The following is an 18935-nucleotide window of genomic DNA, read 5'->3' as shown; positions in this document are numbered from 1 at the left end:
TAATGCTAGTAAATTTTTCGGCTGCCAACATTCTGTCCTTTAGGGATACGCAGAATCTGAGCATGCTTGCCTCAGACTCTAAAAAGGACGATATAAATCAACAAAACACTCAAATAGTTTCGGAAAATAGTGAGAGACTTTTAAAATCATCTTTACTATTTGGCGCGAACGCGAGCGGAAAATCTAACTTAATAAAAGCAATTTCCTTAATGAAGGAGATCGTTTTAAAATCAGTCGTAAACATAGAAAACAATGTAGCAAAAAAAGTCATCCCATTTCTTCTGCATAGTCCGGAAGTGGACAACCCATCTGAAATGGAAGTGATTTTTTACTCTAAAGGCATTAAATACCGATACGGCCTTAGCTTATTGAATGGCGAAGTAGCAGAAGAATGGCTATTCTATACGCCTCAAACACGAGAAACTGTACTTTTTCAACGCGAAAAAATGCACATAGAATCCAATAGATCCGCTTTCTCTGAAGCAGCGCTTTTTATCAAAAATAAAACCATACAAAAAACTCGGCCTGACGTTCCATTTATCTCCGTCTTAGCTGGTTTTGATGGGGAGCACTCAACAGTAGTCACAGATTTCTTTATAAGATTGCACGTATTAAATGGAATTAGCGATTTCCAATATAAAAACTTTACGACCAGACAACTTAAGAGTAATCCAGAATTTAGAGCATGGCTGCTCAAAATTCTAAATTCTTTCCAAATATCCGACATCAAGGTTGTTGAATCAAGCACCAAGCTACCATTCGACGAACTAGAGATTGAAAACGATGGAGTTAGAAAGATTGTTAACAATCTTAAGGAAATAACCAAAGATAAAAAACTGATCAACCATGATCTTTTCGTAATCAAAAACGCTGGCAATAATACTGTAGAGTTCCCTCTTGAGTTTGAATCTGAGGGCACCAAAAAACTAATCTATATTTTAGGCCCGATCTACGATTCAATGATAAATGGAGAAATTCTATTTATTGATGAACTAGATTCTAAATTCCACTCCCTACTGACCAAGCTTATCTTTAAGATTTTCCACTCCGAGAGCAATAATGGCAGTCAAATTATTGCAGCAGTGCAAGACGTGAATCTCATGGATACAGATTTTTTCAGGCGCGACCAGATTTGGTTTGTAAATAAAGATATTGATGGCTCTAGCGAGCTTTACTCTTTGATTGAATATAAAGAAAAATCTAGAGCATTAAAGAGAAATTACGGGGACAACTATTTAGAAGGAGCTTTTGGAGCAATTCCTTTATTCAATAATTTTTCTGAGATAGATAATCTTATGGGGCGAGATGATGCGTAATAGATCAGCTCCACTTAAAGGTACATCACGGCGCGAGGAAACCCGAGAGCCCGCCGCCTCTACCCATGATCAATATTTAAGCTTTAGCTTTAAATACTTTAAAAATAATGATACAGAAGGACAGTCACTGGAAGACTGGGCTGCAAGTGGAATTACAGACAGCTTACTTACAAGACTTCATCATTTAAGCACTACCAATATAACAGCATTACAAACTCAAAAATGCATTACAAACTACAAAGGATTCCCGCCCGCAGACAAAACATTTTTTACGTGTCCACCGGACCTTTCAAAGAAGGAAAACTGGGGGGTAATCAGAAACATCGGCGGGCAAAAAAGGAGAGTTGCTGGATTCTTCAAAGGAAATATATTTTACATAGTTTTTTTTGATAAAGAACATAGATTCTGGCCATCCGACACATAAAATTTATTAAAATATCGCATAACCATGGAAGGTTCATGCATCACCTAAAAAACTTTTCAAGTTATTACAAAGCCTTAAATTAATTTCATCGAAAACTGAGCGACCTCAGGGTTATATTATGATGTTTTAGGCGTCGCTCACCTTTCCTTCCTGAACGGCATACGGAATATCGGGGTCAGACCACGATATCCGACGTACTTGCCTGCCTCAAATACCGAAAAATTCCACACGGAGCAATGTGCAACGCGAGGTCGCGAGAAGCCCAGCGCACGCCTCTCCCACACCCAACACCCATCCCTGATAAACTGCGCCCCATTCGCCTCGCTAACTCAGATCCCCCCAATGCCCCTACAAACCGCTCCCCTCTCCCGCCGCTTCTCCGTCGCACCCATGATGGATTGGACCGACCGCCACTGCCGCTACTTCCTGCGCCTGCTCTCCAAGCACGCCCTGCTCTACACCGAGATGGTCACCACCGGCGCGATCCTCCACGGCGATCACGACCGTTTCCTGCGCCACAACGAAGCCGAGCATCCACTTGCACTGCAACTGGGCGGTAGTGTTCCGGCTGATCTGGCGGCTTGCGCGCGTATGGCCGAGGCCGCTGGCTACGACGAGGTAAACCTGAACGTCGGTTGTCCCAGCGACCGGGTGCAAAACAACATGATCGGCGCGATCCTGATGGCGCATCCTGCCCTGGTTGCCGATTGTGTGAAGGCGATGCGTGACGCGGTGTCGATTCCGGTGACCGTGAAGCACCGCATCGGGATCAATGGGCGGGACAGTTATGCCCAGTTGTGTGATTTTGTCGGGACGGTGAAGGACGCGGGCTGCTCCAGTTTTACCGTGCATGCGCGGATTGCGATTCTGGAGGGGTTGTCGCCGAAGGAGAACCGTGACATTCCGCCGTTGCGTTATGACGTGGCGGCGCAGTTGAAGCAGGACTTTCCGGAGCTGGAGATTGTGCTCAACGGCGGGATCAAGACGCTGGAGCAGTGCCATGAGCATTTGCAGGTGTTTGATGGGGTGATGCTGGGTCGGGAGGCTTATCACAATCCGTATTTGCTGGCGGAGGTAGATCAGAAGTTATTTGGCAGTGAGGCACCGGTGATCAGTCGGGCTGAGGCGCTGGTGCAGTTGCGGCCGTATATTGCGGAACATTTGGCCAGTGGTGGTGCGATGCATCACATTACTCGGCATGTGTTGGGGTTGGGGACCGGGTTTCCGGGGGCGCGTAGGTTCAGGCAGTTGTTGTCGGTGGATATTCATAAAGCTGCGGATCCATTGGCTTTGTTGGATCAGGCTGGAGAGTTGTTGGAGGGGCGGTGAGGGATTGGGTGTCAGCTGGTTAATTTGGAGGCTGACAGGCCGCTTTCGCGAGCAAGCCCGCTCCCACAGTTTTGAGTGCAGGGTGTCAGGGAGTTGCTCGATGGCCGGGCTGTTGGGGCGCGCAGGCTTGCCCTGCTTGGGGCGCGCAGCGCCCCTGATAACTACGACGGCGTTCTCACTGAAAACCTCATCGCCTTACTGGGGCCGCTTCGCAGCCCAACGCAGGGCAAGCCTGCTCACCACAAGAAGCCAGCGCCTACAGGGGGCAGCACTGATTGGGGGAACTTGAGTTGAACCTGCCGGCGGTTTTGGCCTCCTATTTAGCACCAAGACAAGGCATTCAAACGGCCGTTTTCAGGTTGTTGCCCTCGCAAACGATCGAACGCATTTGCGCCCTTGAGCGCCTGCCGGTGCTCGGGTAATGTCATCAGACCCACAGGACAGAGCACGCCCATGACTTCCAAGCTGGAACAACTCAAGCAATTCACCACTGTTGTAGCCGATACCGGCGATTTTTCCACCCTCGCCAAGCTCAAGCCGCAGGATGCCACCACCAACCCTTCCCTGCTGCTCAAGGCGGCGTCGATCCCGGCTTATGCCAAGCTGCTGGATGAAGCCGTACAGGACTGCAATGGCGATGTGGGCCTGGCCAGCGACCGTTTTGCGGTGGCGGTGGGTCAAGAGATTCTCAAAGTGGTGCCGGGTCGTATTTCCACTGAGGTGGACGCCCGTCTGTCGTTCGATGAAGCCGCCATTCTCAAGCGTGCGCATCGCCTGATCGACCTGTATGACAAAGCCGGCGTTGGCCGTGACCGCGTGCTGATCAAGATCGCCTCGACCTGGGAAGGCATCCGCGCGGCGGAGAAGCTGGAAAAAGAAGGCATCCAGACCAACCTGACCCTGCTGTTCTCCTTCGCCCAGGCCGTGGCCTGTGCCGAAGCCGGGGTGTTCCTGATCTCGCCGTTCGTGGGCCGTATCTATGATTGGTACAAGAAGGCCAACGGCAACGACTACACCGGTGCCGAAGATCCGGGCGTGCAGTCGGTGACCCGCATCTACAACTACTACAAGGCCAACGGCTACAAGACCGTGGTGATGGGTGCGAGCTTCCGTAATCTGAGCCAGATCGAGGAGTTGGCCGGTTGTGATCGCCTGACCATCAGCCCGGACCTGCTGGAGAAACTGGCGGCGGATAAGGGCAAGCTGGAGCGTAAGCTGTCGCCGGGGCATGCCGGTGAAGCGCGTGTGCATCTGACTGAAGCGCAGTTCCGTTGGGAGTCCAACGAGGATGCGATGGCGACTGAGAAGCTGGCGGAGGGGATTCGTCAGTTTGCTCGGGACCAGGAGAAGCTGGAGGCGTTGCTGACTGCCAAGTTGTAAGGCAGACGGCGACAAAAAGGGCGGCACCCTCGCGGGTGCCGCCCTTTTTTACGCTCAGTAGATCTGAAGCCTATCTAGATTCAATGTGGGAGGGGGCTTGCCCCCGATAGCAGTGTGTCAGGCACAGATGTTGTGATTGACCCTCAGCAATCGGGGGCAAGCCCCCTCCCACAGTTGGAATGCGGTCAGTGGCGCTCGAGGGCGTTGACGAGGTCGTGGAAGGCTTCGCGGTTGGAATCGTTCAAGCCCATCAGGATCTTGTGCGCTTCCAGCACCTTGACCCGCACGACTTCCTCGGACTGGTCCTGGGACGGCAGGTCGGTCAGGCATTCCGGGCATGGGATTGGGCGGTCAACGATGTTGAACACCTGATCAAAGCCCATGGACTGCAACAGGCGGGTGATGTCTTCGTGGGTGGTGACGACGGTCGGCAACAGGCCGACCTTCTGCCGAGACAGAATGGACAACTTGGCCAACAGGCCCAAGGTGGTGCTATCGATGCTGCGGGTTTCGGTCAGATCGATCACGATCGCCGAGAAGTTCAGCGCTGTGAAGATCCGCTCAATCGTCGCATCCAGCGCCGAACACAAGGTCAGGCGCACTTCACCGACAAACTTCAGGACGAAGGTCCCGTCTTGCTCGGCGAATTGGATTCTTCCGGTACTCATCAAAGATTCCTGCTCAACACCAATAGGGCGATATCATCCGGCATCTCCCCTAGCGTGGCCAATCCAAAAACCTGCCGCAGGCCATCCAGGCTGCCGCCCGCCGACTTGACCTTTTGGGGCAAGGCGGCTTCTTTCTCTTTGAGTGTAGGCTCTGGAAGCAGGTCCAGAATGCCGTCGGACATCAGCGTCAGGCTGAAGGTCGGCGGCAGTTCCAGGATGTGGTCTTCGTAGGTGGCTTCATTGAACAAGCCCACCGGCAGACCACGCCCTTCCAGGTAACGCACACTGTCAGGAGTGTATAAAACAGGCATCGGCAGGTGACCGCCGATACTGTAGGTCAAAAGACCGGTTTCTTCATCGATCACGCCGCCGACCATCGTCACGTGCTTGCCCAGCTTGCAGCTGATCAGGCCCCGGTTGATGTGGCCCAGCACCTCGGAGGGGGTGAACTCGGGCAAGGTGCCATTGCGCTTGGATTCGAACAGCAACCGTGTGGTCATGAACTTCAACAACACGGTGACAAAAGCCGAGGAAGCACCGTGGCCGGACACATCGGCCAGATAGAATGCAACACGCCGCTCGTCGACGCGGAAATAGTCGACGAAATCACCCGACAGGTACAGCGACGGGATGATCTGGTGGGCGAACTGGAATTCGTCAATCGTCCACGGGCTGACCGGCAGCATATTCATCTGCACCTGGCGACCGGCATTCTGGTCTTCCTGGAGCAGATTCAGGCTGGCTTCAAGTTCGCGGTTGGCGGTTTCGAGCTTTTCGCGGTAGCGCTGGTTTTCCAGCAGCAGGCGAGCCCGGTCCAGCGCACGGCGCACCGAGTGCTCCAGCACGGCCAGGTCTTCCAGGGGCTTGATCAGGTAATCGGCAGCGCCCAGGCGTAACGCCTCGACGGCATCGTTCATCACGCCGGCGCCGGATACGACAATCACTGGCGTCTGCGGGGCGAGCTCGGTCACCTGTCGAATCAGCTCCAGGCCGCCCATCTGAGGCATGCGCAAGTCGCAGATCACGAGGTCGGGCTGGTCGCGCTCGAACACCTGGAGACCCTGTTGGCCATTGCTGGCCTGCAGGACGCTGAACCCACTGTCTTCCAAATAGGCCGCGAGGCTCGCGCGCACTACTTCGTCGTCATCGATTATCAGCAGCGTGGCACTGGTTTTTTGCATGTGGGCAAACGGCGCCAGAATTAGGTTGGCGTAGGTGGCGCGACAATGGCCGGGCTCACGTACTGGATTCGCTTTCTAGCCTCTCTGTCCTACAAAGCATTGGGATTTTTCCCATGCACAAAGGTAAAGCAGAGGTGCCCTTCTAAGGCGCAGACGGTACTCCCATCCGTCAGGGGTTTCAAGCTCATGCCGATGGTCGCCGGGCGTCTTTACACCGCAAATCACCGGGAGTTATAAGAACAGGCACGACCACAACACAAAGTAAGGATGGAGCCCATGAGCGAACACGAGCGCGACTACGCCGAAAAACGCGATTTCATCCGCATGCGTGTGGATGCCGATGTGTCTCTGATCCATGCAGGCCAGGAGATTGCCGGGGTTTGCGTGGACCTCTCCAGCTCCGGCATGCAAGTGCAGGCGCCGCGCCAGTTCAACGTAGGCGACCGGTTGACGGTGCGCATCGATTCGGAGCACCCCGCGTTGAAGGGCCTGGAGGCGGACACGGAGGTGGTGTGGACCAAAACCACCGACGACGACCAGCACTTGGGCCTCAGGATCCTGAAAATGCGCTGAAAACCGTGCACAAAAAAGGCGACCACGCGGGTCGCCTTTTTCATGTCAAAACATAACAGCTTAGAAGTCGTCGACGACCTTGCCGTCCTTGACCTTGAACTCGCGGTTCTGCAGGTACGCATTACGGATAAAGGTGTACTTGTCACCGGTGATCAGCTTCTCGCTGTCGAGCAGGCTGGCACGGGTATCAACGATATTCAGGCCGAAGGTGCTGTTGCGCCAGCCGATATCGTTCATGTAGCGGTAAGGCTGGGTGTAGCTGTCCACGTACTTGGACGGCGCGTCACGCAAGGTGCTCGGGCCCAGCAGCGGCAGCATTACGTAAGGGCCGCTGCCGACACCCCAGTAACCGAGGGTCTGGCCGAAGTCTTCATCACTGCGTTGCAGCCCCATTTTGGTGCCTACATCGATGAAGCCCAACACGCCGAAGGTGGTGTTGACCAGCAAACGGGCCGTATCTACACCGGCCTTTTGGGGCTTGAGCTGCAGCACGTTGTTGGCCAGGTTGCCGACATCGCCGATGTTGCGGAAGAAGTTGTGAACGCCATCCTGGACGAATTGCGGAGTCACGAACTGGTAACCCTGGGCCAATGGCTTGAGCGCGTAAGTGTCAACGGTGTCGTTGAAAGTGAAGATCGGACGGTTGACGCTTTCCCATGGATCGTCTTCCGATGCTGCCTGTGCGGCGAACGGCGCCAGCAGGACAGTGGCACACACTGACAGCTGAGCGAAGTAGTGGCTCCAGCGCATAGCTTTTGCTCCTTGAATGGTCTGTCATGGGCGCTATGCCCTGAATAAGGACGTCAGTATATGACGGAAGTCGCCAATTAGGCAGTAACTAGGAAACGTCAGACCAAAAATGGACAAAATTCCTACAATTATCCCGGCTGTCATCGGCCTGTCATGGTGCCTGGATAGCGTTAGCGCTATTTCAGGGATGTCGACATGCCTCACGCCGAGATAGCCATCGCCAGCGCCCCCGCCTTGACTGCCGTTCTGTTTGGCCTGAGTGGCTGCCTGGTGGACTTCGGTTCCCGGGCCCGTACCGACTCCCCCGCCCCCGACTCCCAAGCCACACCGGGCGCACTGAACATTTTGCGCAGCCTCAAGGAACAAGGCGTGCCCTGCGCCTGGCTGGACGAACTCCCCTCCTCTGTCACCACCCCACTGGCCGCGACGCTGCCCGCCTGGGTCAAGGCTACGTCGCCGTCCGCCATCCGCTGGCCTGCGCCCCACGCCTGCTGGCAAGCCTTGATGGCGCTGAACATCGAACGCCTGGAAGGCTGCGTACTGGTCAGCGGCGAGCCGCGCCTGCTGCAGTCGGGCCTTAACGCCGGGTTGTGGACCATCGGCCTGGCCTCCTGCGGCTCGCTGTGCGGTATGGCCCCCGAGCAATGGCAGGCGCTGAGCGAACCGGAGCGCGAGCTCAAGCGCGGCAAGGCCACCCTCGCGCTGTACGGGCTGGGCGTGCACTCGGTGATCGATCACCTGGGCGAGCTCGGCACCTGCCTGGCGGACATCAGCCTGCGCCAGCTCAAAGGCGAGAAGCCCTGACACGGATCATGCACACTCAGCGCCGGTGGATTAATCTACAGGTCAGCCCGTAGACCTTTCGCGGCGTGCCGTGGTCTATGCCAGTGCCTATCGATAAAAGGAAACACGTCATGCCTGATCGCAAAAAACTGGAAGAACAGGTCGAGATCCTGCGCGGGCAGTTGGAACAGGAACCGCCGCTGTCGGAAGAAAAACGTGAAGCACTGGAGGCCTTGATTGCCAAGTTCGAATTGCAACTTGAGCTGGAACCGGCCACCCAGACACCCAGTATTTCCGACGATGTGAATAAAGCGGCCATAGAGTTCGATGCTGAACACCCGGCCATTTCCGGGGCACTGCGCAATATCATGAACACGCTGGGCAGCATGGGAATCTAATCTTCCCGCCAGCCCGGATCCAAATGTGGGAGGGGGCTTGCCCCCGATAGCAGAGGTTCAGACACAGGTTCTGTGACTGACACTCCGCCATCGGGGGCCAGCCCCCTCCCACATTTATCTTGCATTAAGCCTATTGACGGGCCAGGCGCACGTTCTGGAACGCCACATCCTCAGTACTGCGATACGGGTTGATATCCAACCCACCCCGTCGCACATAGCGCGCATACACCGTCAATTTTTCCGGCTTCAGCAGGCGCTGCAAGTCCAGGAAGATGCGCTCCACGCATTGCTCATGGAAGTCAGAGTGCTGGCGAAAGCTCACGATGTACTCGAGCAGGCTGGCGTGGTCCAACGCGTGACCACGGTACTCCACCACCACGCTGCCCCAGTCGGGCTGGCTGGTGACCGGGCAGTTGGATTTGAGCAGGTGGCTGTGCACGCTTTCTTCGACAACGCGCGAATCATCGCAACGCAGCAGTTCCGGGCGCGGGTGTTCGTAGTTGCTGACGCGGATATCCAGGTCATCGATGCACACACCGGGCAAGGCCATCACGCCCTCGGCCTCGATCTCGGCCAGGCTGCGGATGCGTACGCTCACCGGTTTACCGGCAGCGGCGCTGAGGTCGGTGCGCAGGGTGGCTTCCAGGCTGGCCGCATCGGCAAACGCGGTCTGGTTCAGCGAGTTGAGGTACAGCTTGAACGACTTTGACTCGATGATGTTCGGCGAGTCGGCCGGGATGCTGAATTCGCCGATGGCCACCACCGGCTTGCCCGACGGCAGCAGCCAGGACAATTCGAAGCAGTTCCAGAAATCCACGCCCTTGTACGGCAGGGTCTCGGCGCTCAGGCCCAGCTCGGCCCATTTGGCGGCACGCGGGATCGGGAACAGCAAAGACGGGGTGTAGGTGGAGATGTATTCACTGGACTTGCCCAGCGGCGAATGTTCGGCTGCGGGATGCATGGCGGAAACCTGGCTAAATAAACCGCGCCAGTCTACCAGCCTTTGCCCCCGCGCCTAAGCGCCAGCGGATCAATCGACGTTGAGTTTGCCGACCATGCCCGCCTGGTAATGCCCCGGCAGGTTGCAGGCAAACTCAAGGCCCGTGGCCTTGGTGAACGTCCAGGTCAGCTCGGCGGTTTTGCCAGGCTCGACCAATACGCTATTGGGATCGTCGTGTTTCATCGCACCATGGCCCATGGCGTTGTGGTCCATATTGCCCATGCCGGTAGAGGTGAGCATGCCGCTGGCCTGCATCTGTAGCATTTCCTTCTGGTGCTCGGCATGCATCGCCGCGTCGCCCAGGTTGAATTCGTGGAGCAACTGCCCTTTGTTGACCAGTACAAAGCGCACCGTCTCACCGGCTTTGACATCCAGGGACTTGGGCGAAAAGGAAATGTCCTGCAGGGTCACTTCCACAGTACGCGTGGCTTTGCTCGCCGGCGCCGCCTCGCCGAACGCATAGGTATGAGCGCCATCGGCCATCGCCTCAACACTCAACGCCAACAGGCAACCGGCCAACAACAAGGGTGTACGCAACGCCATCGGTTTTCTCCAAAAATGTGTGACTCGCCTGGGGAGCACTCTAAGAATGCGCCGCTGCCAGCCAGCTGACTGCTAGATTACAACTTTGTCAGGTTGCCCTCCTGCCCTGGCACCCAAGGTATAAAGCCGTCGTCCACCGTTGCCAAGAGCCGCCCATGAAACTGCTGATCGTCGAAGACCAACCCAAAACCGGCCACTACCTGCGCCAGGGCCTGGCCGAGGCGGGGTTTACCACCGAACTGGTGGCCGACGGCACCAGCGGCCAGCACCTAGCATTGACCGGCGACTACGACCTGCTGATCCTCGATGTGATGCTGCCGGGCCGTGATGGCTGGCAGATCCTCCAAGCCGTGCGCAGCGCCGGCCTGGACATTCCCGTACTGTTCCTCACCGCCCGCGATGCCGTGGAAGACCGCGTGCACGGCCTGGAACTGGGCGCCGACGACTACCTGGTCAAGCCTTTTGCCTTTTCCGAACTGCTGGCCCGCGTGCGCAGCCTGTTGCGCCGGGGCGGCAGCACGCCCCAGGAAACCGCGCTGCAACTGGCCGACCTGCGCCTGGACCTGATCCGCCGCCGCGTCGAGCGGGACGGCCAGCGCATCGACTTGACCGCCAAGGAGTTCTCCCTGCTGGAACTGTTGCTGCGGCGCCAGGGCGAAGTGCTGCCCAAATCACTGATCGCCTCCCAGGTGTGGGACATGAACTTTGACAGCGACACCAACATCATCGAAGTCGCCATCCGCCGCCTGCGCCTGAAAGTCGACGATAACTTCCCCAACAAACTGATCCACACCGTGCGCGGCATGGGCTATGTGTTGGAGGAACGGGTCAATTGATCAAGCGCCTGTCCCTGGCCAGCCGCCTGGCGTTGCTGTTTGCCGCCTGCACGGCGGTGGTGTCGCTGATCGCCGGTGTGCTGTTCAACCGCGCCAGCGAAGCGCACTTCATCGAGCTGGACCAGCAACAGCTCGACAGCAAGCTGGTGGCGCTGCGCAGTACCTTGCAGGGGGTCGATTCACCGGAAGCCCTGGCCCAGCGTGAGGCGCAACTGCGCGCCGAACTCAGGCGCCAGCCCGACCTGACCCTGCGTATCACCGCCGCCGGCCAACGCTGGCTGGACGATGCCCCCAGCGTCGACCTGCCCGCAGCCCCCGGCCTGCACAGCCTGCAAAATGCCGACACCGACTACCGGGTCTACAACGCGCCGCTGAGGGCGGGCCAACCCGACTCGCCACAACTGACGCTGATGCTTGATATCACCCACCACCAGCATTTCCTGCAGCGCATGCAGCATCTGATCTGGCTCACCGTCGGCTTGTCAGCCCTGGCCACCGCCCTGCTCGGCGCCTGGGCCGCCCGCAGCGGGTTGCGGCCATTGCGACGCATGGGCGAAGTGGCCGCCAGTGTGTCGGCCCACTCCCTGACCCAGCGCCTGCCCCAGCAACATATGCCGGTGGAACTGGCCGAACTGGCCCAGGCCTTCAACGCCATGCTCGGCCGCCTGGACGATGCGTTCCAGCGCCTCTCGGCGTTCTCCGCCGACATCGCCCACGAACTGCGCACACCGCTGTCGAACCTGCTGACTCAGACCCAGGTCATCCTCACCCAGCCACGCCCACTGGAGGATTACCGCGAGGCGCTGCACAGCAACCTGGAAGAGCTGCAATGGATGGCGCAACTGGTCAATGACATGCTTTACCTGGCCAAGGCCGATCATGGCCTACTGATGCCCAAGCGCGAGCCTTTGGCACTGACCGATGAAGTGGATGCGTTACTGGAGTTTTTCACGCTGCTGGCGGAGGACGGGCAGATCAGCCTGGTTCGCGAGGGCACGGCCCATACGATGGGCGACCGTGGAATGTTGCGGCGGGCTCTGTCGAATCTGCTGGATAACGCGCTGCGCTTTACCCCGCCAGGCGGCGAAGTGCGTGTGCAAATCGAGGATGGGGTGAAACTTTCAGTAGAGAACACCGGGGACGGCATTCCAACCGAGTTGCTGCCCCGGTTGTTTGACCGCTTCTATCGGGCCGATCCGGCACGGCACGAAGGCAGCAGCGAGCATGCAGGGTTGGGGCTGGCGATTACCCAGTCGATTGTGCGGGCGCATGGAGGGAGGATTTATTGTGAATCCGGGACGGGGTGGACGCGGTTTGTGATTGAGTTGCCTGCTGGAGATTGATGCAAGCTGTACCGGCCCTATCGGGGGCAAGCCCCCTCCCACAGGGTGATTTGTGAATACATTCGAAATGTGGGAGGGGGCTTGCCCCCGATGGCGGTCTTGAATATTACGAATATCTCAGCGCATGCGCCGGCTCAATCTTCGCCGCCCGATACGCCGGGTACAGCGTGGCCAAAAAGCTCAGCACAAACCCAGCCGTGCAAATCAGCACCACATCCCCACCTTGCAGCTGCGAAGGCAGGTTACTGACAAAATACACGTCCGAACTGAAGATATGCTGCCCGGTGACCCGCTCCATCCAACCCACCAGTTCACTCACGTTCAGCGCCGCGATCACGCCCAATACGCCGCCGATCAAGGTGCCGACGATGCCGATCACCGTGCCCTGCACCATAAAGATCGCCATGATCTGCCGTGGCGTGGCGCCAATGGTGCGCAAAATCGCAATGTCCGCGCCCTTGTCGTTCACCACCATGATCAAGGTGGCGATGATGTTGAACGCCGCCACGGCGACGATCATCAGCAACAGCAGACCGATCATGGTCTTTTCCATCTTCATCGCGCTGAACAGACTGCCCTGGGTGTGGGTCCAGTCATCGGGCTTGTAGGCGGTGCCCAGGCTGGCGGCGATGTCTGCCGAGACCTTGGGTGCCGCGTACAGGTCTTTCACCGCCAGGCGCACGCTTTGCACCTGGTTCGGCTGCCAATGCTGGATCTCGGCAGCGTCGGCCATATGGATCATGGCCATGGAGCCATCCAGCTCGGCACCGACCTTGAAGATCCCCACCACGTTCAAGCGCTGCATGCGCGGGGTGATGCCACCCGGCGCGGTGCTGATTTCCGGCACGATCAGGGTCAGCTTGTCGCCCACATTCAGGCGAAAACGCCGGGCGGTGATTTCGCCGACCACTACACCGAATTCGCCGGGTTTGAGGTCATCCAGTTTGCCCTGCACGATATGCTGGGCCACGATCGACACCTTGCCTTCCTGTGCCGGGTCGATGCCGCTGATCTCGATCGGCTGCATCGCGCCTTTGTAGGAGAACATGCCGTCCATTTGTGTGAACGGTACCGCTGCGGTGACTTCCGGATTCTTCATCGCAGCGGCGGCCACGGGCTGCCAATTATCAATCGGGTTCACACCAACGATGGTGGCGTGGGGCACCATGCCGAGGATGCGCGAGCTCATTTCGCGCTGGAAGCCGTTCATCACCGACAACACTACGATCATCGCCAGCACACCCAGGGCAAGGCCGATCATCGAGGTCATCGAGATAAACGAGACAAAACGGTTGCGGCGCTTGGCGCGGGTATAGCGCGTGCCGATGAAAATCGATAACGGTCTGAACATTCGCTTGCACCGCCTGAAAAAATGAAAAAACCCGGCGCATGAAGCACCGGGCTTGAAACGGGTCAGATGGCGACCAGATGACCTTCCTGCAGGTGCAGCACGCGGTCCATCTGACGGGCCATGCTCATGTCATGGGTCACCACCAGGAACGCGGTGCGCATCTGGGTGCTCAGTTCCAGCATCAAGTCCTTGATGCCCTGGGCCGTGTGGGAGTCAAGGTTGCCGGTAGGCTCGTCGAGCATCACCAGGCCGGGGTTGTTCACCAGGGCACGGGCGATTGCCACACGCTGGCGCTCGCCGCCGGACAGTTCGGCCGGTTTGTGCTCCAGGCGATGACCGAGGCCGACGCGCTCCAGCAGGGCCTTGGCGCGCTGGCGGGCCTCCGGGATCGCGGTCTTGCCGATCAGCAGCGGCATGCACACGTTTTCCAGGGCGGTGAACTCCGGCAACAGGTGATGGAACTGGTACACAAAACCGAGCGAACGGTTGCGCAGCTGACCACGGGCCTTCTCACCGAGGGCCGACAGTTCTTCACCGGCCAGCCACACGCTGCCCTGGGACGGCGTATCCAGGCCGCCCAGCAGGTTCAGCAAGGTACTTTTACCGGAACCGGAACTGCCGACGATCGCCACGCGCTCGCCCGGGTGCAGCTCAAGTTGCAGGTTGGACAGCACCACCACCGACTCCGGACCTTCCTCATAGGATTTGCCCAGGTTGCGGCAGCTCAGGATTGCTTTTTCACTCATGCCCGATTCACTCATAACGTAAGGCCTGTGCTGGCTGGGTACGTGCCGCGCGCCAGGCTGGATACAGGGTGGCAAGGAAACTCAGGACCAACGCAGCGCCGCCCACCATCAACACGTCCTGGGCCTGCACCTGGGACGGCAAGTAGTCAATGAAGTAGACGTCGGCGTTGAGAAACTTGTGGCCGATCAGGGTTTCGAGGCCAGCGATGGCGGCACTCACGTTCAGCGCCGCCAGGATGCCGACCGCCGTGCCGATCAAGGTGCCGACCACGCCGATCACGGTGCCCTGCACCATGAAGATCGCCATGATCTGCCCCGGTGTGGCGCCGAGGGTGCGCAGGATGGCGATATCACCCTTCTTGTCGTTCACCACCATCACCAGCGTGGAGATGATGTTGAAGGCGGCCACGGCGACGATCAGCAGCAACAGCAGGCCGATCATGGCTTTTTCCATGCGGATGGCCTGGTAGAGGTTGCCGTGGGTTCGCGTCCAGTCGCGGGCGTAGTACTGGCTGTCACCCAAATGCTGGGCGATTTCCCATGAAGTGCGCGGCGCGTCGAACAGGTCGTTGAACTTCAGGCGCAGGCCCTGCACCTGGTCCGGCTGCCAGCGGTGCAGGCGCGCCAGGTCGGTGAGGTTGGTCAGGCCGAGGTAGCCGTCGATCTCGCCGGCGCCAACGTGAAAGGTGCCGACCACGGTAAAGCGCTTCATGCGCGGGAACATGCCGGCCGGGGTCACGGTGACTTCCGGCGCGACGAAGGTCAGCTTGTCGCCCAGGCCCACGCCGAGCTTGGCCGCCGCCTTGTCGCCGATCACGATGCCGAACTCGCCGGGCGCCAGGTCATCGAGTTTGCCCGACAACATGAACTTGTCGATGATCGACACGTTACGTTCCTGGGCCGGGTCGATGCCATTGAGCAGGATCTTCTGCACCTTGCCGTCGTTGGTCAGCAACCCCTGCATCTGGGTAAATGGCGCAACGGCCAATACCTTGGGGTTCTGCTTGACCTTGGCCGCCAGGCTTTGCCAGTCGCTGATGGGCGCATCGCCCTCGATGGTCGCGTGGGGCACCATGCCCAGCACGCGGGTGCGCATCTCATGATCGAAGCCATTCATCACCGACAGCACCACGATCATCACGACCACGCCCAAGGCGAGCCCGATCATCGAGGTCAGGGAAATGAACGACACAAAATGATTGCGACGCTTTGCACGGGTATAACGCGTGCCGATAAATACGAAGAGAGGTCTGAACATGTCGGGGCTTGTTCGGAGGAAAAGAAGACGTCCCGGTGGCGGGGTCTGGTAAGCAGCTTTACACTCAGACCATTAACGCTACTTGGGGTTCGCCATGTCGACATTAGATGAAGAAGAACGCCGCGAATACTACCGTATCGACGACATGATCGCACTCCAAATCAAAAGCCTGTCTGCTCCCGAAGCGGCGAGCAAGGAAGTGTTGCTGGATGATTCGCCGCTATTCAATCTGCTCAGTGAACTGCACCTGAGTGAATTCGAGGCCCAGCACCTGTTGCGCCAGATAAATGAGAAAGATCGCAGCCTGGCCGCCTTCCTCAAAGTACAGAACAAACGCCTGGACCTGCTCAGCCAGATCATGGCGCGCGGCCTGCTGGATGAAGTTGGCGCACCGCAGCCGGTGATCCTTTCCGAGGGCGGTATCGACTTCCAAAACCCCACGCCCCTGTCGCCCGGTGCGCACCTGGCGGTCAAGCTGGTGCTGATGCCCCAGGCGCTTGGCCTGCTGCTGCGCGCCCGGGTCACCCATTGCGATCCCAAGGGCACAGGTTTTGACGTCGGCACGGAATTCGAAGCCATGACTGACGCCCAACGCCAGCTGCTGGCGCGTTACATCCTGCAGAAACAGGCCCAGGAACGGCGCCTGGCGCGGGAACAGAGCGACGCCCAAGACACCTGAATTCGTATTACCCCGCCAGCAGACCTGGCGCATAGGAGCAACTGTGACCCTGATTTACGGCCACCGCGGTGCCAAAGGCGAAGCACCGGAAAACACCCTGACCAGCTTCCAGGAATGCCTCAAGCACGGGGTACGCCGCTGCGAACTGGACTTGCACCTGTCCATGGATGGCGAGTTGATGGTCATCCACGACCCGACCCTCAAGCGCACCGCCGACCGGCGCGGCAAGGTCGTGGAGTATTCGGCAGCCGACCTGGTGAAGATGGACGCGCGCAAAGGCGGCCCGGGCTGGGTCAAGCCGTGCCCGATCCCACGCCTGGAAGAACTGTTCGAACAATGCGACTTCGATCACTGGCAACTGGAAGTCAAAAGCGCCTCACGCACCCGCGCCGCCACCACGGTGCTGGCCATTCGTGAAATGGCCGTGCGCTTTGGCCTGATGGACAAAGTCACCGTCACCTCAAGTTCGCGGGAAGTGCTGAAAGCAGCGGTTGAACTCACCCCGGACCTGTCACGCGGCCTGGTTGCCGAATATGCCTGGCTCGACCCGTTGAAGGTCGCGCAGAACTATGGCTGTGAGATTCTGGCGTTGAACTGGACGCTGTGCACCCCCGAGCGACTGGAAAAAGCCCAGCGCCAGGGCTTGCACGTGTCCGTGTGGACAGTCAACGAACCCGCGCTGATGCGCAGGCTCGCCGACTTCGGCGTAGATAGCCTGATTACAGACTTTCCCGGTTTGGCCACTGCCACCCTCGGGAATTACTGAAATCGGTCTCCCCGGCCGGCTCAGGCCACCGGCCGGAGCCGCTCAAAAAAGCCGGTTGAGGCCGTCGTAGGCCGCTACCCGATAGGCTTCGGCCATGGTCGGGTAGTTGAACGTGGTGTTGACGAAGTACTTGAGGGTATTGAGCTCGCCCGGCTGGTTCATGATCGCCTGGCCGATGTGCACGATCTCCGACGCCTGATAGCCGAAGCAATGCACGCCGAGGACTTCCAGGGTTTCGCGGTGGAACAGGATCTTCAGCATGCCTTGGGGCTCACCGGCGATCTGCGCACGCGCCATGCTCTTGAAGAACGCCTTGCCCACTTCGTAAGGCACCTTGGCCTTGGTCAGTTCGTGCTCGTTCTTGCCGATCGAGCTGATCTCGGGAATCGTGTAGATCCCGGTCGGCACGTCGTTCACATAACGCCAGCTGCCATTGTCGACGATGCTGCCAGCGGCCGAACGGCCCTGGTCATGCGCAGCACTGGCCAGGCTTGGCCAGCCGATCACGTCACCGGCGCCGTAGATGTTCGGCACGCAGGTGCGGTAGTTCTCGTCCACCTCGATCTGGCCACGGCTGTTGACCTTGACCCCGATGTTTTCCATGCCCAGCTTGTCGGTGTTGCCGGTACGGCCGTTGCACCACAGCAAGGCGTCGGCCTTGATCTTCTTGCCGGACTTGAGGTGCAGGATCACGCCGTTGTCCAGGCCTTCGACGCGCTCGTACTCTTCGTTGTGGCGCACGGTGATGTTGTTGTTGCTGAAGTGGTAACTCAACGCCTGGGAGATTTCCGAGTCGAGGAAGCTCAGCAACTGGTCGCGGTTGTCCACCAGTTCCACCAGTACGCCCAGGCCGCTGAAGATCGAGGCGTATTCACAGCCGATCACGCCGGCGCCGTAGATGATCAGTTTGCGCGGGGTGTGGCCCAGGCTCAGGATGGTGTCGCTATCGTAGATACGCGGGTGGTGGAAATCGATGTCCGCCGGGCGATACGGGCGCGAACCGGTGGCGATGATGATGTGCTTGGCCACCAGCTTCTCGACCACGCCGTTGGGGCAGACCACTTCGATGGTTTGCTCGTCGGCAAAGCTGCCGGTGCCGAAGAACAGGTCGACGCGGTTACGGGCGTAGTAGCCGGTGCGCGACGCGACTTGCTTGGAGATGACCTTCTCGGCGCTTTTGAGCACGTCCGGGAACGAGAACCAGCGTGGCTCACCAATGGCCCGGAACATCGGGTTGGTGTTGAATTGCATGATCTGGCGCACGGAGTGACGCAACGCCTTGGACGGGATGGTACCCAGGTGGGTGCAGTTACCGCCGACCTGGCGACGGCTATCGACCATCGCCACCTTGCGCCCAGCTTTGGCAGCGTTCATCGCCGCACCTTCTCCAGCCGGGCCGGAACCCAGTACCACCACGTCGTAGTTGTAGACAGCCATGCGTACTCCTCAGAACAGGCCAGGCGTACGGTTGGACGCCGGGCTAAATCATGCCGCGCCAGCGGTCATGAAGGACAATTTGGCTCAAGTGTGTGAACCGGGGCACAGTCTATATAAGGCTCAACGCCGCGCACATTAACCCTTGGTCGCGTCGTAGGCCAGTATTGCCTCTAC

The 18935-nt window shown here is 58.4% G+C and carries 20 protein-coding genes; 11 read left to right on the top strand and 9 right to left on the bottom strand.

Features of this window, described 5'->3' with window-relative positions:
* Nucleotides 1-62 precede the first annotated feature (62 nt).
* The 4 genes from M2497_RS09300 to tal all read left to right on the top strand — a co-directional run bounded on the left by M2497_RS09300 (nucleotide 63) and on the right by tal (nucleotide 4449).
* Complete coding sequence (locus tag M2497_RS09300; protein ID WP_248487032.1) at nucleotides 63-1316, top strand: ATP-binding protein; 1254 nt, start codon at nucleotides 63-65, stop codon at nucleotides 1314-1316.
* Nucleotides 1309-1740 (top strand): hypothetical protein, encoded by a 432-nt coding sequence (locus tag M2497_RS09295; RefSeq protein WP_248487031.1) that lies wholly within the window; start codon nucleotides 1309-1311, stop codon nucleotides 1738-1740. The genes M2497_RS09300 and M2497_RS09295 overlap by 8 nt, the downstream gene beginning before the upstream one ends.
* Before the next feature lie 342 nt (nucleotides 1741-2082).
* Nucleotides 2083-3069 carry a tRNA dihydrouridine(20/20a) synthase DusA gene (gene dusA, locus M2497_RS09290; RefSeq protein ID WP_248487030.1) on the top strand — a complete coding sequence of 329 codons (987 nt, stop codon included), beginning with the start codon at nucleotides 2083-2085 and terminating at the stop codon, nucleotides 3067-3069.
* Between the two features lie 453 nt (nucleotides 3070-3522).
* Nucleotides 3523-4449: a transaldolase gene (gene tal, locus M2497_RS09285; protein ID WP_248487029.1), complete on the top strand. Its 927-nt coding sequence runs from the start codon at nucleotides 3523-3525 to the stop codon at nucleotides 4447-4449.
* Between the two features lie 185 nt (nucleotides 4450-4634).
* Here the strand turns inward: tal and rssC are convergent, their stop codons facing one another.
* Both rssC and rssB read right to left on the bottom strand, forming a co-directional pair.
* Complete coding sequence (rssC, locus tag M2497_RS09280) at nucleotides 4635-5117, bottom strand: anti-sigma factor antagonist RssC (RefSeq protein WP_003218919.1); 483 nt, start codon at nucleotides 5115-5117, stop codon at nucleotides 4635-4637.
* On the bottom strand, nucleotides 5117-6298 hold the full coding sequence (gene rssB / locus M2497_RS09275; RefSeq protein ID WP_058424541.1) for a two-component system response regulator RssB: 1182 nt from the start codon (nucleotides 6296-6298) through the stop codon (nucleotides 5117-5119). Before rssB ends, rssC begins: the two co-directional genes overlap by 1 nt.
* Before the next feature lie 276 nt (nucleotides 6299-6574).
* Here rssB and M2497_RS09270 point away from each other — a divergent pair, with 276 nt between their 5' ends.
* Nucleotides 6575-6871, top strand: coding sequence for a PilZ domain-containing protein (locus M2497_RS09270; RefSeq protein WP_248487028.1), 297 nt, complete (start codon nucleotides 6575-6577; stop codon nucleotides 6869-6871).
* Nucleotides 6872-6931: 60 nt separating this feature from the next.
* On the opposite strand, the gene M2497_RS09265 is transcribed toward M2497_RS09270, so the two are convergent.
* On the bottom strand, nucleotides 6932-7621 hold the full coding sequence (locus tag M2497_RS09265) for a VacJ family lipoprotein (protein ID WP_058424544.1): 690 nt from the start codon (nucleotides 7619-7621) through the stop codon (nucleotides 6932-6934).
* A gap of 195 nt (nucleotides 7622-7816) precedes the next feature.
* Here M2497_RS09265 and M2497_RS09260 point away from each other — a divergent pair, with 195 nt between their 5' ends.
* Nucleotides 7817-8425 (top strand): HAD family phosphatase, encoded by a 609-nt coding sequence (locus M2497_RS09260; protein WP_248487027.1) that lies wholly within the window; start codon nucleotides 7817-7819, stop codon nucleotides 8423-8425.
* Between the two features lie 110 nt (nucleotides 8426-8535).
* The gene (locus M2497_RS09255; RefSeq protein WP_248487025.1) at nucleotides 8536-8802 is read left to right on the top strand and encodes a DUF4404 family protein; all 267 of its coding nucleotides are present in this window, start codon (nucleotides 8536-8538) and stop codon (nucleotides 8800-8802) included.
* A gap of 130 nt (nucleotides 8803-8932) precedes the next feature.
* Here the strand turns inward: M2497_RS09255 and queF are convergent, their stop codons facing one another.
* Nucleotides 8933-9763, bottom strand: coding sequence for an NADPH-dependent 7-cyano-7-deazaguanine reductase QueF (queF, locus tag M2497_RS09250; RefSeq protein ID WP_248487024.1), 831 nt, complete (start codon nucleotides 9761-9763; stop codon nucleotides 8933-8935).
* Between the two features lie 69 nt (nucleotides 9764-9832).
* A complete protein-coding gene (locus M2497_RS09245; protein WP_248487023.1) occupies nucleotides 9833-10345 on the bottom strand; it encodes a cupredoxin family protein in 513 nt (170 codons plus the stop codon).
* 155 nt (nucleotides 10346-10500) lie between these two features.
* Between M2497_RS09245 and M2497_RS09240 the strand changes: the two genes are divergently transcribed.
* Nucleotides 10501-11181, top strand: coding sequence for a heavy metal response regulator transcription factor (locus M2497_RS09240; RefSeq protein ID WP_058424549.1), 681 nt, complete (start codon nucleotides 10501-10503; stop codon nucleotides 11179-11181).
* Nucleotides 11178-12524, top strand: a complete 1347-nt coding sequence (locus tag M2497_RS09235; RefSeq protein WP_248487022.1) for a heavy metal sensor histidine kinase — start codon at nucleotides 11178-11180, stop codon at nucleotides 12522-12524. The genes M2497_RS09240 and M2497_RS09235 overlap by 4 nt, the downstream gene beginning before the upstream one ends.
* Before the next feature lie 106 nt (nucleotides 12525-12630).
* On the opposite strand, the gene M2497_RS09230 is transcribed toward M2497_RS09235, so the two are convergent.
* From M2497_RS09230 to M2497_RS09220, 3 genes are all read right to left on the bottom strand, one after another.
* Entirely contained in the window at nucleotides 12631-13875 is a 1245-nt protein-coding gene (locus tag M2497_RS09230) for a lipoprotein-releasing ABC transporter permease subunit (RefSeq protein WP_248487021.1), read from the bottom strand.
* Between the two features lie 62 nt (nucleotides 13876-13937).
* Nucleotides 13938-14621 (bottom strand): lipoprotein-releasing ABC transporter ATP-binding protein LolD, encoded by a 684-nt coding sequence (gene lolD / locus M2497_RS09225; RefSeq protein ID WP_017477213.1) that lies wholly within the window; start codon nucleotides 14619-14621, stop codon nucleotides 13938-13940.
* 7 nt (nucleotides 14622-14628) lie between these two features.
* Entirely contained in the window at nucleotides 14629-15879 is a 1251-nt protein-coding gene (locus M2497_RS09220) for a lipoprotein-releasing ABC transporter permease subunit (protein WP_071489019.1), read from the bottom strand.
* 94 nt (nucleotides 15880-15973) lie between these two features.
* Between M2497_RS09220 and M2497_RS09215 the strand changes: the two genes are divergently transcribed.
* Together M2497_RS09215 and M2497_RS09210 are read left to right on the top strand one after the other, a co-directional pair.
* Nucleotides 15974-16558 (top strand): PilZ domain-containing protein, encoded by a 585-nt coding sequence (locus M2497_RS09215; RefSeq protein WP_248487020.1) that lies wholly within the window; start codon nucleotides 15974-15976, stop codon nucleotides 16556-16558.
* A 43-nt stretch (nucleotides 16559-16601) separates the two neighbouring features.
* Entirely contained in the window at nucleotides 16602-17324 is a 723-nt protein-coding gene (locus M2497_RS09210; protein WP_095015140.1) for a glycerophosphodiester phosphodiesterase, read from the top strand.
* Between the two features lie 42 nt (nucleotides 17325-17366).
* Here the strand turns inward: M2497_RS09210 and sthA are convergent, their stop codons facing one another.
* Nucleotides 17367-18761 (bottom strand): Si-specific NAD(P)(+) transhydrogenase, encoded by a 1395-nt coding sequence (gene sthA / locus M2497_RS09205; RefSeq protein WP_248487019.1) that lies wholly within the window; start codon nucleotides 18759-18761, stop codon nucleotides 17367-17369.
* Nucleotides 18762-18935: the final 174 nt, after the last annotated feature.

Origin of the sequence: Pseudomonas sp. CYM-20-01 (assembly GCF_023169845.1) — a bacterium.
GTDB classification, from domain to species: Bacteria; Pseudomonadota; Gammaproteobacteria; order Pseudomonadales; family Pseudomonadaceae; genus Aquipseudomonas; species Aquipseudomonas azotoformans.
Note: the sequence above shows the minus strand (reverse complement) of the source record. Positions and strands in the feature narration are given on the sequence as shown.